The sequence below is a fragment of the Neorhizobium sp. NCHU2750 genome (assembly GCF_003597675.1).
Lineage (GTDB): Bacteria > Pseudomonadota > Alphaproteobacteria > Rhizobiales > Rhizobiaceae > Neorhizobium.
Window position 1 is genome coordinate 206,171 of record NZ_CP030828.1, and the last position, 14,500, is coordinate 220,670.

11 protein-coding genes, 3 pseudogenes and 1 other annotated feature are annotated in these 14,500 nt (G+C 60.4%); of the genes and pseudogenes, 1 reads left to right on the top strand and 13 read right to left on the bottom strand.

What is annotated here, in order from left to right:
* Positions 1 to 511: 511 nt before the first annotated feature.
* The 10 genes from NCHU2750_RS21725 to NCHU2750_RS21770 all read right to left on the bottom strand — a co-directional run bounded on the left by NCHU2750_RS21725 (position 512) and on the right by NCHU2750_RS21770 (position 11,431).
* Complete coding sequence (locus NCHU2750_RS21725) at positions 512 to 2,014, bottom strand: ABC transporter substrate-binding protein (RefSeq protein WP_119943865.1); 1,503 nt, start codon at positions 2,012 to 2,014, stop codon at positions 512 to 514.
* 47 nt (positions 2,015 to 2,061) lie between these two features.
* Positions 2,062 to 3,045 (bottom strand): ABC transporter ATP-binding protein, encoded by a 984-nt coding sequence (locus NCHU2750_RS21730; protein WP_119943866.1) that lies wholly within the window; start codon positions 3,043 to 3,045, stop codon positions 2,062 to 2,064.
* On the bottom strand, positions 3,042 to 4,016 hold the full coding sequence (locus NCHU2750_RS21735; RefSeq protein ID WP_119943867.1) for an ABC transporter ATP-binding protein: 975 nt from the start codon (positions 4,014 to 4,016) through the stop codon (positions 3,042 to 3,044). Before NCHU2750_RS21735 ends, NCHU2750_RS21730 begins: the two co-directional genes overlap by 4 nt.
* Entirely contained in the window at positions 4,013 to 5,572 is a 1,560-nt protein-coding gene (locus tag NCHU2750_RS21740; protein ID WP_245480468.1) for a gamma-glutamyltransferase family protein, read from the bottom strand. Before NCHU2750_RS21740 ends, NCHU2750_RS21735 begins: the two co-directional genes overlap by 4 nt.
* Entirely contained in the window at positions 5,569 to 6,483 is a 915-nt protein-coding gene (locus NCHU2750_RS21745) for a polysaccharide deacetylase family protein (RefSeq protein WP_245480469.1), read from the bottom strand. The genes NCHU2750_RS21740 and NCHU2750_RS21745 overlap by 4 nt, the downstream gene beginning before the upstream one ends.
* Before the next feature lie 13 nt (positions 6,484 to 6,496).
* The gene (locus NCHU2750_RS21750; protein ID WP_119943868.1) at positions 6,497 to 7,285 is read right to left on the bottom strand and encodes an SDR family NAD(P)-dependent oxidoreductase; all 789 of its coding nucleotides are present in this window, start codon (positions 7,283 to 7,285) and stop codon (positions 6,497 to 6,499) included.
* A gap of 1 nt (position 7,286) precedes the next feature.
* Positions 7,287 to 8,144: an ABC transporter permease gene (locus NCHU2750_RS21755; protein ID WP_119943869.1), complete on the bottom strand. Its 858-nt coding sequence runs from the start codon at positions 8,142 to 8,144 to the stop codon at positions 7,287 to 7,289.
* Entirely contained in the window at positions 8,141 to 9,070 is a 930-nt protein-coding gene (locus NCHU2750_RS21760; protein ID WP_119943870.1) for an ABC transporter permease, read from the bottom strand. The genes NCHU2750_RS21755 and NCHU2750_RS21760 overlap by 4 nt, the downstream gene beginning before the upstream one ends.
* Positions 9,071 to 9,145: 75 nt before the next feature.
* Positions 9,146 to 10,645, bottom strand: a complete 1,500-nt coding sequence (locus NCHU2750_RS21765) for an ABC transporter substrate-binding protein (RefSeq protein WP_119943871.1) — start codon at positions 10,643 to 10,645, stop codon at positions 9,146 to 9,148.
* On the bottom strand, positions 10,646 to 11,431 hold the full coding sequence (locus NCHU2750_RS21770) for a GntR family transcriptional regulator (RefSeq protein WP_119943872.1): 786 nt from the start codon (positions 11,429 to 11,431) through the stop codon (positions 10,646 to 10,648).
* A gap of 151 nt (positions 11,432 to 11,582) precedes the next feature.
* Between NCHU2750_RS21770 and NCHU2750_RS21775 the strand changes: the two are divergent.
* Positions 11,583 to 11,986 (top strand): annotated as a pseudogene (locus NCHU2750_RS21775) (Tn3 family transposase); the annotation flags it as partial.
* A 245-nt stretch (positions 11,987 to 12,231) separates the two neighbouring features.
* Here NCHU2750_RS21775 and NCHU2750_RS21780 read toward each other — a convergent pair.
* From NCHU2750_RS21780 to NCHU2750_RS30980, 3 genes and pseudogenes are all read right to left on the bottom strand, one after another.
* A protein-coding gene (locus tag NCHU2750_RS21780; protein ID WP_119939629.1) for an IS3 family transposase occupies positions 12,232 to 13,463 on the bottom strand; the annotation gives its coding sequence in 2 pieces (ribosomal slippage) (positions 12,232 to 13,172 and positions 13,172 to 13,463; 1,233 coding nt in all).
* Positions 13,063 to 13,179, bottom strand: a sequence feature (AL1L pseudoknot). (Overlaps the previous gene by 117 nt.)
* A 50-nt stretch (positions 13,464 to 13,513) precedes the next feature.
* A pseudogene (locus NCHU2750_RS30975) lies at positions 13,514 to 13,723 on the bottom strand (FCD domain-containing protein); the annotation flags it as partial.
* Between the two features lie 246 nt (positions 13,724 to 13,969).
* Positions 13,970 to 14,375, bottom strand: a pseudogene (locus NCHU2750_RS30980) (site-specific integrase); the annotation flags it as partial.
* Positions 14,376 to 14,500 lie beyond the last annotated feature (125 nt).

Consider the following 14,500-nt stretch of genomic DNA (forward strand, 5'->3'; position numbering starts at 1 on the left):
ACACAATTCGTTTCTCTATGCAGATATAGCAGCGGTTATCTGAGCTCCAACGGGAACAGCAAGCAAGGTGCTCCGAGTGGCGTCGCCAGAAGGCCGGGGGAATTGATCCGGAATATTCAGAGTCCCGCCTACCAATCGGCAATGGTCATGATCAATCCACCCGCGGCGGCGGACGGATATATACGTTGAAGCGGCCGGCGGATGCCGGCCATTTGGATCAGACGGCGTGCCATCAGGCTGAAGAAGCTCAAAGGCCGATAGCCCAGGGCCGCGATTGCCGATAAAGTGATGCCATCAGCATCAGCCCAGCCTGCCTCAAATCGCCGCCGAGCGCCGACGGCACATCACCTCGAAGAGGCGGGATCGCCAGCCACCGCCTTAGCGCGGGAATGATGGTCAGGCCAAGCAACAATGCCGATATCCCAACGCACGCCTCATATCGTTCCAATGGGACGCCTTACTGCACCGCTTGGGAAGGACATGGTGTTGGCCGCCATTTACCCCGACCCCTTCAGTCCTGCCAGCCGGCCCGGTTCAGGAAGAAACTTTCGTTCGGGGTTGGCGTAAACTCCAATTTCTTGGCCGCACCATAGATCGCGGCCATCTGGTAGAGCGGCACTGTGGGAATGTCGGTGGCGATGAATTGGCCAATCTTCTCATAATCCGCCAATCGCTTGGCCTCATCGGAGGAGGAGCCGGCCTCATCCAGCAAAGCGTCGATTTCCGACGTGGAAGTAATCGTCCAGGTACTGCCGGAATGAAAGAGCGAGTTCAGCGCGCCGTCGGCATCCTGGCAGCTGCAGGAGGAAGTGCTGATCGCGAGCGTAGGGCCATCCGCCGGGCCTTTCTGTATCAGCTGGAGAAAGGTCGGCGTATCGACCTTGGCGATTTCCACCGCGAAACCGACATCCTGCAATTCCTGCTGGATGGCTTCGGCGACGCGCTGGTCGAAAAAGGCACCGATGGTGAACTGGAATTTCGGCGGCGCGCCGATCTTGGAGACCAGGGCCTTGGCTTTTTGCGGATCGAAGGGAAGGCCCGGAATCTTGTCGCTCCAGCCGAAATGTGCCGGCGTCACCATTTGCGCGATCGGCTTGTCCAGCCCACCCAGAATGCCTTGGGTAATGCCGTCCTTGTCGATGGCGTAGGCGAGCGCCTGGCGCAGTTCCAGCTTGTCGAAGGGCGGCTTGTTCGGGTTGATGCGGACATAGGCGAGGCGTTCGGTCAGAACCGGGATCGCCTTGGCATTCTGCGAACCCTGCAATTGGCTCGCCTGGTCGGATGTGAGCGCGCGGGCAAAATCGACGGTGCCGGACTGGATGTCAGCAAGCCGGGTCGAGCCATCCGGAACGGCGCGAAACACGGCGACCGGGAATTTCGACTTCTGGCCCCAATAGTCGTCGTTGCGGGCGAGCGTCACGGCAACGCCCTTTTCCCATTTGACGAACTTGTAGGGCCCCGATCCCACCGGTGAGAGATTGAATGCGGCATTGCCGACGGCATCGACCACATGTTTCGGCACGATCGACAAATTGGTAAGTGCCGCAAGCAGCGCCGGATAGGGCCGCTTCAGGGTCAACGTCACCTCGTGTGGGCCACTCGCCTCCGCCTTGTCGATCCTGTTGAACTGACTGAGTTGCGGGCTTGCAAATTTTGGATCGATGATGCGGTTAACGCTGAAGACGACGTCTTCGGCGGTCAGCGGCGAGCCGTCATGGAAGCGGATGTCATGGCGCAGGGTGAACACGACCTTGGTGTCGGAGGCGTTTTTCCATGCGGTCGCCACCTGCGGCACGATCTTGCCGGCATTGTCGCGGGTGACGATGTTGTCGAAGATATTTCGGTAGACGAAATAGCTGTCCGGGTTCCACTGCAATTGCGGATCAAGCGTGGAAGGCTCATTGACAAGGTCGATGACGATCTGCGGTTTTTCGGCGGCCTGAGAGGGCGCTGCGAGCCAAAGAAGGCCGAGGCTGAACCCGGCAAGGGCTGCGATGAGAGTAGTCGATTTCATATTCCACTCCTTCAACATGCTTGGTTGGCAAACTGGCTTGGGCAGGATCAGATATCGGCGGTGTGGCGCAGATGGCAGGCCGCCTGGTGCATCGCACGGGCCGGCCGAAGCAACGGGGACACCTCCCTGCAGATCGGCTCGGCGATCGGACAGCGTGTCGAAAAGCGACAGCCGGAGGGCGGATTGGCCGGGCTCGGCAGGTCGCCCTGCAGGATTATGCGCTGCCGCTGGCGCTGGGCGACCGGATCCGGCAGCGGCACAGCGCTGAGCAGAGCTTCGGTATAGGGATGGGTTGGACGGGCGAATACGTCGGCCGTCGGACCAGTCTCGGCAATGCGGCCAAGATACATCACCGCCACCCGGTCGGCGAAATGCCTTACGACCGAAAGGTCGTGCGAGATGAACAGGTATGAGAGGCCGAAACGCTGCTGCAGCTCGAGAAGCAGGTTGAGAATCTGCGAGCGGATCGACACATCGAGCGCCGAAACCGGTTCGTCGAGGACCAGCAATTTCGGCTGCAGTGCGATCGCCCTTGCGATGACGATCCGCTGTCGCTGGCCACCGGAGAAGGCATTCGGCTTGCGATCGGCATGTGCCGGGTTGAGACCGACGAGAGACAGAAGCTCGGCCACCCGCGCCCGTCGTTCGGCAACAGTACCAACGCGGTGAATCGACAAGGGCTCTGCGATGCTGTCGCCGATGTTCATGCGCGGGTTGAGCGCAGACACCGGATCCTGAAAAACGATTTGGATGTCCCGCGTACGGTTCTTGGCGTCACTCCCGTCTGTTCGAAGATCCTTGCCATCGAAGCGGATCAGACCCTCCGTCGGCGTCTGCATGCCGACCAGCGTCCCGCCGAGCGTCGACTTGCCGGAACCGGATTCGCCGACCAGGGCCAGGCTTTCGCCCGGTGCGATATCGAGATCGACGCCGTCAACCGCTTTGAGCAGACCCGTAGCCCGCCCGAGGAAGCCCCGGAGGATGGGGAAATGCACCGCCAGGTCGCGGATGGAGACGAGCGGCTCAGTCATGCGATGCCTCCAACGAGGCTCTGATGCCAGCAGGCGGCGTGGCGGCCGGGCCCCGCTGTCGAGAGCACCGGTATACGGCCGCATTCTTCGTCTGCCAGAGGACAGCGCGTCGAAAAACGGCAGCCGTCCGGCCAGGCACCGATATCGGGAACCATACCCTTGATCGTTGGCAGAAAGGATTTGGCGTCGCTACCGTCGAGACGCGGAATCGTGGAGAGAAGCAGGCGTGTATAAGGATGCTTCTGCTCGCGGAAAAGGGCTTCGGCCGTACCATCCTCGACGACACGCCCGGCATACATAACCGCAACCCGGTCGGCGATGTCGGCAACGACACCCATGTCGTGGGTAATGAGCAATATGGCAGTGCCGGTCTCGGAGCGCAGGCGCTTCATCAGGTCAAGGATCTGCGCCTGGATGGTGACGTCGAGCGCTGTCGTCGGTTCATCGGCGATCAGCAGGCGAGGGCGGGTGATCAGCGCCATGGCGATCATCACCCGCTGGCACATGCCACCGGACAGCTCGAATGGATATTGTTTGGCACGCAAGGCGGCTTCGGGGATACCGACTTCGTCCAGCATGGCGATTGCCCGCCGCCTGGCCTCGCCGTGGCTGACGCCGCCATGAACCAACAGAGCTTCAGCAATCTGCCGTCCGACCGGCATCAGCGGGTTCAGCGACGCGACCGGCTCCTGGAAGATCATCGACATGTCGTTGCCGCGCAGCCGCTTTAAGGCGGCATCGTCAAGACCGTTGATCTTCCGGCCTTCCAGGAGCACCGAACCGCCGGAGATCGATGCCACCGGCGGCAGCAGCCCCATCAGGGAAAAGGCCGTCATCGACTTGCCGCAACCGGATTCACCGACCAGACAGACGATCTCGCCAGCAGAGACGGAAAAGCTGACCCCATCCACAACGGGCTTGCCGCCGATTGCAACGCGCAATTCATCAACCACCAGTACGGGTTCGCTCATGGGGTGGCCTCCCCCACGGCAGCCCATGGATTGCGCGGATGCACCATGCCGATATTAAGGCCGTCGCGGCATAGCACCAGCGATGGGATGGCGAAGTTGACGGGATAAAGCGTATCCTCGATCATCTGCACGTCGTATTCGGCCGAGACAAGGGCTGCCACATCGCTTGCGGCCGCACTATTGACCCGCACCGCGGCACCGCTGACATCGATGCGTGGCGACGACAGCGCTTTTTCCGGCGAAAGGCCGTAGGCGAGCACATACGCGAGGATCTGAGCGACGGCGGAAACGATCTGGCGTCCGCCGGCGGCACCCAGTGCCAGTTCCGGCTTGCCGTTCCGGATGGCGATCACCGGGCTCATGTTGGCCAGCGGTTGGCGCCCCGCCGCGAGCGAGTTTGGCCGGCCGGGGCGAGGATCGAACCACATCATGCCGTTATTGAGCAGGAAGCCCAGTTCAGGAACCACGACTTTCGAGCCGAAACGTGATAGCAGCGTGTTGGTGAGTGAAACCATCGTGCCATCGCGGTCGACGACGCTGATATGGCTGGTGCAACTCTGCCCGGCAGCATGGCCGAGACGGCGATATCGATCATCATTGGCATGCTGGAGGGCGCGGGCAAAGGCGAGGGCGGTTTCGCCCGAAAGCGGATCGGCTGAAGTGAGCGTCGTTTCGAGTTCGAAGAGCGCCTTCAATAGCGTCGGGCCGCCGGAAAGGCCGGGTACGGCATGGATGGTGCTGCCCTGATACACCTGCGCCTGCGATGTCATCCAGCGGGGGCAATAAGCCGAAAGATCGGTTGCCGACAGTGCCGAACCTCCAGATGCGAGGTCGGCAACCATCGTCGAGGCGATCTCGCCCTCATAAAAATCACGCGCTCCGGCACGTGCCAGCCGCTCGAGCGTCGCAGCCTTGGCTGCCATGGGCAGGAATAGCGACTTGCCGCCTTCCGGTACTCGTGGCGCGCGGCCGTCTTTCAGGAAAAGTGCGGCCGAAGAGGGGAAGCGAGCAAGGTTATGCCCGTCAATGGCAAGCGCCAGTGCCGCATACCAATCCACCTGAAGTCCTCGTTTCGCCTGCTCGATCGCCGGCGCCAGTGCCTCCTCCCAGGAAATCGTGCCGAACTTTTCCAGCGCTTCCGCAAGTCCCGCGATGGTTCCGGGAACGCAGATCGAGCCATAGCCGATCAGGTTGCGGTCTCCCTCAACGGCCGGCCAGCTGAACCAGTCCTCGTCGTTACCGCCGATGACCCCGTAGTCCGCAGGATCAAGGCCTGCAGGCGACACGACGTTGAAATCAAGCACATCCACAGTGCCACTCGCACCATCTGCGCGCAGCAAGAAGCCGCCGCCGCCAATGCCCGAGAGCCACGGTTCGACCACGCTCAGGACCAGAGCCGTGACGACTGCGGCATCTACCGCATTGCCACCGGCCGAAAGCACCCGTGCGCCCGCCTTGGCCGCCTGCCAGTGCTGACAGGCCACCATGCCATTCTTGCTGACCGTCTGGGTCTTGCCGACCTGCCAACTTTCGCTCGTCGCGCCGCTCATCTTCATAAGGCTGCTCCGAAACGCCGTGTGCCGATCGGCGAGGGAATCTCGGCCGGCACGGCGAAGCGGCCTCTATTCGGTGATGCCGCGTGATGGCGGGAGATTTCCTCGGCGGTTGCGATCCACGTGCCGTTTTCGGCCGTAACCGCGTCGAGAAGCTTTTCCAACATCGCGATGCGCTGGGCGCGGCCGGAAATCCAGTCGTGCACCGTCAGTGTGAACAGGCCGCCGAAGCGGTGCTGTGCACGCCATTCGTTCAGCCAGTCGTCCAGCACCTGTGCACCGGAAACGGGCGCCTGGCGGTCGTTGCCGCTGCCCTCGAACTTGAAAAAGATGGCGTCATCTAGAGCCCACTGTACGGGGATCTCGACAACGTCGTCGATCTCGTACGGATGGTCGAAGCCCATCAGCGAGCTGTCATAGGCGAGGCCGAGGCGTTTGATTTCGCGCAGCATATGCGGTGTCATCTCCCATGCCGGCGAACGGAAGCCGACGGGTTTCTTGCCCGTCTGCCGGACGAACAGCTCGAGGCTCGCTTCAAGTGCCGCAGTGAACTCGCCGTCGTCGATGTCGCGTACCAGCTCGTGGAAATAACCGTGCAAGCCGATCTCGTGACCGGCGTCGAGCAGGGCCGGCAACAGGGCAGGGTCGGATTCGGCGACCACGGCCGGCACGTAGAAGCTTGCCTTCACGCTGTAGCGGCCAAACAGGTCGAGAAGACGAGCCATGCCGGAGCGCATGCCGAAACGCCGCAGTTCCAGCCGGGCGAGGCGGGCGGGAAGGTAATCGCGGTGCTCCCACAGAAATGGCGCGGTGGCATCGACATCGACGCTGAACAGGGCAGCGCTCGTCTTGCCTTCAGGCCATTGGTAGGAGGGGAAGGGGGCATAGGTGCCGCTTTTCGGTCCGGACATCATAGTCCTCCTTTCCTCAGAGCGGCCGTTTCTTGGCCTGGTAGACGGCGAGCGAACCGATGGAATTGCCGCCATCGACCGTCAGCGTCGCGCCGGTCACATAGCCTGCGGCATCCGAGGCGAGATAGAGCACGGCGGTCGCGGCATCTTCCGGCGCGGAAACCCGGCCGAGCGGGATATTGGCGATGACGTTGTCGATATGCTCCTGCGACAGCTGGTTGACGTCACTGCCTGGCGCAAAGCCCGGCTCGACGATGTTGACGCGGATACCATATGCGGCGAGCTCCAGCGCCAAGCCCTTGTTCAACCGGTCGAGTGCCGTTTTCGAGGTGCTGTAGGGCGCAGCCGTCAGGCGCATCTTGCGCGAGGCCCCGGACGAGATGTTGACGATCGAGCCCTTGACGCCCTTGGCGATCATCTGCTTGGCGGCCGCCTGCGACAGCAGGAAGGGCGCGCGAAGGTTGATGTCGAAGATGCGGTCCCAATCTTCCGCGGTAATGTCCAGCAGGAAGCCGGAGGGATAGATGCCGGCATTGTTGACCAGCACGTCGGCGGCGCCCCATGTCTCCCCCACATGGTCGAAGAGGGCCTTGATGTCGGCATCCTTGGTCAGATCGGCCGCAAAGTGGAGAAGATCGCCGCCGATCTCCTTCTTGGCCCGTTCGAGACGGGCGTCATCCGTATCGGTCAGGAGCACGGTGGCGCCGGCATCGGCAAAGGCCTTGGCAATCCAACCGCCGAAAATACCGGCAGCGCCCGTGACGATAACTTTTTTGTCTTTAAAATCCTCGGTAAAATCAACCATTTCAACGACTCCTGGGGTCCAGGCGATCCCGTAGGAAGTCGCCCAGCACATTGACGGACAGAACAAGAAGAAAAAGCGCGGTGCCGGGGATGACGGATAGCCACCAGGCATTCGCCACATAATTGCGGCCGACGGAGAGCATCGCGCCCCAGCTCGCCGTCGGCGGCTGCACACCGAGGCCGAGGAAGGAGAGGCCGGCCTCGAACAAAACCATCAGTCCGAATTCGAGCGTCACCACCACGACCAGTGCACCGGCTATGTTGGGCAGGACGTGCGTGCGCAGCACGCGGACCCAGCCGGCGCCCATGGAGCGGGACAGTCGCAGATAGGACGTATTGGCGATCACCAGCGTCTGGCCATAGGCGACGCGGGCGTAACGCGGCCAACGGGTCAAGGCCAGTACCAGCACGACATTCTGCAGACCTGGGCCAAGAGTGGCGACGGTGATGATGGCCAGCAGAATTGCCGGTACGGACAATACGATATCGACCAGGCGCATGATGATCGTCTCGACAACGCCACGATGCAGTGCGGCGATCATGCCGAGGATGCTGCCGATGATCCCGGACAACACGACGGAAGCGAAGGCGACAAGGAGCGAAACGCGGGCGCCGTAAATCAGCCGGCTCAACGTATCGCGGCCGAGTTCGTCGGAGCCGAAGAGGTAATGGGTGTTGCGGATGGCAAAACCCGGTGGTTTCAGGCGTCCGAGCAAATTCTGGGCATTCGGATCGTAGGGTGCGATCCAGGGAGCGAAGATTGCCGCTAGCAGGATCGCTATCAGCACCAAAGCGGCAAGCAAAGTACCGAAGGGAAGGCTGCCGACGGCCTCGCGGGTTTTGGTGAGCACAGCGCTCATGAGAGACGCTCCGGCAGACGAATACGGGGGTCGACAAGGCTGTAGAGCATATCCGCCATGAGGTTGAGCAGGATGGCTGCGGCTGCACCGATGAGCACCACGCCCTGAACGACTGCAAAATCGCGGGCGCTGATCGCCTGGATCGTAAGCTGGCCGAGCCCCGGCCAAGCGAAGACTGTTTCGATTATGATGGCGCCGGTCAGGAGGTTGGCGATCTCCAGCGCGGAAATCGTGACGATCGGCACTGCCGCATTGCGCAACAGGTGGTGGACGATGAGCCGGAAGGTGGACAAGCCCTTGGCATGCCCCGTGCGGACGTAATCCTTGCCGAGTTCATCGAGAACGGAGGTACGCGTCACTCGCGCAAACGTCGCCATAGAGAGGAAACCGAGTGCGAAGGAAGGCATGATCAGGCTCGCGAAGCCGGCAGCGCCTGATGGTGGCAACCATCGCAGCCAGACACCGAAGAACATGATCAACAGCACGGAGGTCCAGAATGTCGGCATGGATTGCCCGATCAGCACCAGAGCCACCAGCCAGCGGGAGCCCCAGCGGTTGCGCCGGACCGCGACCAGTATGCCGACCGGCACACCAAGACCGATCGCAACCACCAGAGCGCCGGCGGCCAGTTGTAGCGTATAGGGTATGCGGCTTGCGATGATATCGACAACCGGCAGGTTCTGAACATAGGAATGGCCGAGATCGAAGTGGGCCAGACCACCGAGGAACGACAGGTACTGCATGAACAGCGGCCGATCGAAGCCAAGCGCTGTGCGCATCACGTCGATGTCGGCCTGGGTGGCGCCTTGTGGCACCAGCAACAGAACCGGATCGCCGGTCAGCCGCTGCAGAAAAAACACGAGTGTCACGACGCCGAACAGCGCGATCATGGCCTGCAGCAATCGTTTGACGAAGAACGCACCCAAAGCAACCACCTTTCCCGAGGACCGGCGCGCCAGGCGGCGTGCCGGAGCGATTTCGAATTTGGCGGAAGCCGGTCGTCAGTTCTTCCAGCTTGCCCGATTGAGGAAGAAGCTTTCATTGGCGGTCGGCGTCCATTCCAGCTTGTCGGAAGCGCCGTAAATGACCGCGGCCTGATAGAGCGGCAGAAGGGGCACGTCCTTGGCCACCGTTGTCGCGACCTCCTTGTAGGCAGCGAGCCGCTTTGCGGCGTCGAGCGTGTTGCGGGCCGTGTCCAGTGCCGCATCGATCTTCGGATCGGAGAGGGCCGACCAGGAACTGCTGGAATGCAGGAGCGGGAAAGAGATGCCGTCTGCATCCTGGCAAGCGCAGGACCAGCGGCCGAAGGAGACCGCAGGCTGCTTGGCCTTCTCGGCCTGCACGCGCTGCAGATAGCTGGCGAAATCGACGTTTTCGACATTCACCTTGAAGCCCACGTCGCTCAGTTGCTGCACCAGTGCCTGGACGATGCGCTGGTCGAAGGTTGGCGAGGTAAGGAAGGCGATCGGCTGGGCAGCCTTGGCGCTGGCCTTGGTCACCAGTTCCTTGGCCTTGGCGGGATCGAAGGGCAGGCCCTCTATGCCCGGTACAAAACCGGTATAGTCCGGCGAGGCGAGCTGCGAGACCGGCTTGTCGTAACCACCGAGCAGGCCGTCGATGATCGACTGGCGGTCGATGGCATAAGCGACCGCGCGGCGCAAGTCGGGATCGTCGAAGGGGGGGATGGTCGGGTTGAGCTTCAGATAGGCGATGCGTTCGGTGACCGCGGTCAGGACCTTGACTCCGCCAGCCCCCTTCAGCTGCGAGGCGAGGTCTGGATCAAGCGTGACGGCCAGATCAGCGGTGCCTGCCTTCAGGTCGGCGACGCGGGTGGAGGCATCCGGTACGGCGCGAAAATCAGCATGGGCGAAGACGCCCTTTTTACCCCAGTACCCGTCGTATCGGGCCAGCACGACATCGACGCCGCGTTGCCACTTTTCGAACTTGTAGGGACCGGAGCCGACCGGTGACAGGTTGAAGGCATCGTTGCCGATCTGGTCGACCACGTGTTTCGGCACGACGGACAACTTTGCGAGCTGGGCGAGCAGAACCGGGTAGGGGCCGTTGGTGGTGATCGTCACCTCATTGGCACCCGAAACAGCCGCGGAGACGATCTTGTTGTACTGGCTGAGCTGCGGGCTTGCGAACTTCTTGTCGATGATGCGGTTGATGCTGAAGGCGACGTCCTCCGCCGTCAGCTTGGAACCGTCATGGAAGGTGACATCGTCACGTAGGGAAAAGACCACTTCCGTGTCGGACTTGTATTTCCACGCGGTGGCGATCGCCGGGATGATCTCGCCCTTGTCGTCGCGGGTCACAAGCTGGTCGAAGATGTTGCGATAAACAAAATAGCTATCGGGGTTCCACTGCTTGTGCGGATCAAGCGAGGAGGGCTCGCTGACGAGATCGATAACGATAGTATCTTTGGCGGCAGCGAATGCGTGTAGCGGAAAGGCAGCGCCGACCAGCGCCGCAAAGGTCAAGGCTCTGAGTATCTTCATCTAGAATGTCCTTTTTGGCGATGGTTGCTGAAATTCGGGCTTAGCCTTGGCGGCGTCGGACCTGTCACTAGATTTTTTTCGGGCTCGTGCCACTGCAGACACTTCGAAATTGGATTGCAGAAGCTGATCCTGTGTAAATGCGAAAAAGGCGTCGGCGGTCTTTTTCAGGAATGCCGCAGCCCTGGCGTTCTGCCCGGTCTTTTTTGCTTCGATGAATTTGGTCCAGTCGGTTGGCGGCAATCGGGTTGCACACCCGGCCTCCAGAAAATTCAGATAATATTCCGAGCGATCCCACAGATTGGCGAGCCAGCCCGACAAAAGCGGTGCCTTCAGCTGGCCGGCGACCAAATCGCGAACCTCTCGGTCGTAACCGCGCAGCAGGGCAATATTGTCGGCCGACAGCCGAGGCTGGGCAGCCAGTGCCGTCTGCATCGTGCAAATCGCTTCGATGCGCCCGATATCGGCCTCAGACAGATCGACATCGGCGAGCAGGGGCTCAAGCTGCCGGCGACCGAGCGCGATCTCACGCAGGCCGACCGCAGTGATCGGCGCCACTTTCCAGCCGCTGCGAGCTTGCGACGAGACGAAGCCCCGGTGGGACAGGCGGACAAGCACTGCGCGGATGATCCCGCGCCCCAGTTTGTAATGGCGACACAGAACCTGTTCCGACAAGCGCTCTCCGGGAAGAAGCGCGCCCGCAAGGATATCGTGACGGATTTTCGTTTCCGCCACCGTGACGATGTCGGTCGATATTTTCGGGAGAAATGGGCTTTCAGTATCAAGCATTTTTCAAATCTAACATCTCAGATTTACGACGTGAAGTGTTAGATTTTTTATATTGCGCTATCCTTGTAGAGTTTTATTTCGTCGGACGTCTGCTCGTGGGCGGGAGGGTAACGCAATGCCGGCCTGGCTTGCCGGCGACTTCAACGCCAGCCATCGCCGTGGTCTGATCGCGGCTCAAGTCATTAAATTTTCTACGATTCTCAAGAAACTGTCCGTGTCTCCGAAGCAAAGCCATCTCGCAAGGGCTCTGCGAGATCGCTCTCCATGATCGAATGGTACTCAAGTCTAGCTTTACGGCGGCGCCGTCAGGTCGGCCTCAACAAGGGCGAGGCAACGCATAAGCATAAGCAGAAGTGGGCTGTCTTTTTCCACGAGCGAGGCAAAATCCGTGATCGGTCGTTCGAAAGCCAAGCTTTCCGCGCCTCGGGGCTCATCTCGCCGCTCAATTGAGAGTATATCAACCTTAGCCGCATCTATACCTGGGATGCCGAACATCAGATGCCCGACGGATCTCGATCAATCCGTCTGCCAGCCGGACTACGGCGCGTCGCATAAACTCTCATTCCGCTCGACGTTAGCGTACGATTTCGCACCGCTCTTGTTCTGGCCCTGTTCCCTTCAAGAACTCAAACATCAAAACATCATATCTTTGACAAGAATTGTGGCCCCTTCAAAAGGTGTTCAACACCCTTCTGTACATGGCTGGTGATAATCTGCCTTGCACCATCCGCGTCTCTTGCGAGCGCCCGTTCAAAGAGCAGTGAACCGCCCCGGCTTTTCCGGAGACCGTTTGGCTTAAGTTATGCGGCCATGGCTGGTGCGTCCAGCATGGCGTAGTATCGCTCTTCGGCCTCGGCTGGCGGTATGTTGCCGATGGGCTCCAGAAGGCGGCGGTTGTTGAACCAATCGACCCATTCGAGCGTGGCGAACTCCACGGCTTCGAAGTTGCGCCATGGTCCTCGCCGATGGATGACCTCGGCCTTGTAAAGACCGTTGATCGTTTCGGCGAGAGCATTGTCGTAACTATCACCAACGCTTCCGACCGACGGCTCGATGCCTGCCTCCGCCAGCCGTTCGGAATAACGAATGGACACATATTGCGAGCCGCGGTCGGAATGATGAACCAGCCCGCCACGTTTGACGGGCCGCCGATCATGAAGCGCCTGGTCGAGGGCATCGAGCACAAAGCCCGCATGGGCCGTTCGGCTTGCCCGCCAACCGACGATACGGCGGGCGAAGGCATCAATGACGAACGCCACGTAAACGAAGCCCTGCCAGGTCGCGACATAGGTGAAATCGGATAACCACAGCATGTTCGGCGCGGGAGCGAAGAACTGTCGGTTCACCCGGTCTAGCGGACACGGGGCAGACTTGTCCGACATGGTTGTTTTGACTGGCTTGCCGCGAATGACGCCTTGAAGCCCCATCATTCTCATAAGCCGAGCGACGGTGCAGCGGGCAATATCGTAACCCTCTCGCTGCAACTGCCGCCAGACTTTGCGCACGCCATAGACCTGGAAGTTCTCGTTGAACACCCGGCGTATCTCGACTTTCATGGCAATATCATTCCGTTCGCGGGCTGACAGGCGGTCCACGTCCGTGCGTTTGGCAACGACCTCATAGTAGGTGGACGGGGCAATCGGCAGCAGCCTGCAAATCGGCTCGACCCCGAGCACCGAGCGGTGTGCATCGATGAAGGAAATCATCGCTTCAGTGGGCGGTCGAGCTCCGCCTGGGCAAAATACGCCGAGGCTTTGCGTAAAATCTCATTCGCCTGACGAAGCTCCCGGTTCTCCCGCTCCAAAGCCTTCATCTTCTCCGCCACGTCACTCGGCAAACCTGCACGCTTGCCGCTGTCGACCTCGGCCTTCTTCACCCATTCATTGAGCGTATGCGCCGAGCAGCCGATCTTGGCCGCTATGGAAGATACAGCCGCCCACCGGGAAGGATGTTCGGCTTCATGATCGGCCACCATTCGAACGGCCCGGGCGCGGACTTCAGGAGAAAATTTGTTCGTCGTCTTGCTTGTCATAGACCCTACTTCTCACGAGTTGGGGTCTCCGGCAAAGCCGGGGCGGTTCACAGCTTGTGATCGTCGACGACCGCCTTGCCTCGAAAACTGCCCGCGAGCATATGGTATCGAAGAAAGCGATCGAATACCGATGACAGGTTTTGCAGTAGCGTTATCGACTTGCTTGCCGCGACGATCGCCCGGTGAAACTCTCAGTCATATCTCACCCAGTCGATGGTGCGGGCAATATCCCCGGCGAGAAGCCTGCGCTCCACCGCAGCCGAGATATAGACGAGCTAAATAGCAATGCGTCATAAGAGCTTAATCTAGCGGGTCAACAATTGATCAAAATACCGGCGACATCGCAAAAGTAAGTCCGACGTCACAATGCTTGGCCCTCCGTCAATGGGAGAGGTATCCGAATAAAGAAAGGCTAGCATAGACACTATGTGGCGAAACCCAAAAATGGCGCGATTATGGCAAGGGTCTTGTGGCAACGCCCTTTTGAGGATCGCAGGGCAATGCTCTCAAATCAGCCGTGTCGCGCGTCCGCTGCGCCGGGTTACGCTGTTGTCGTATTCAGATGCCTGCTTGCACGGAACGGTGGCCTGACTGCTCCATCGCCTCGGGAAGCAGGATTCCGCGATTGGCAGCTTCCGTCAGGTAACTGGACCGCAACCCGAGTGCGGAATACTCTTTGGGCTCCACCCCCGCAGTCGCCGCCCGCCGCTTGACGATATCGTTGACCGATTTCGGCTTAAGTGTGCGCTTTACACATTACCGCAGCGGTCAACCTTCCTGAACGCAAAGCCTGAGTTGATCCTGGCTGCCTCAATCCACGCATTCAGCGCCTCTACCGGTCGTCCGCTGATAAATGACCTCATCATGATCGGCACCGGATATTTTCGTCCGCCCGAGATGAATGGCTAGAGTATCCGTCTTGATCGAGACGGATACTCTAGCCATTCAAACAGGCGGTTTAAGGTGGCCTTGCTCATCCTAACCGTCCTGCTCACTCCATGCCTCCTCGACGTAACATCAAACGAGATGTCCGTCTT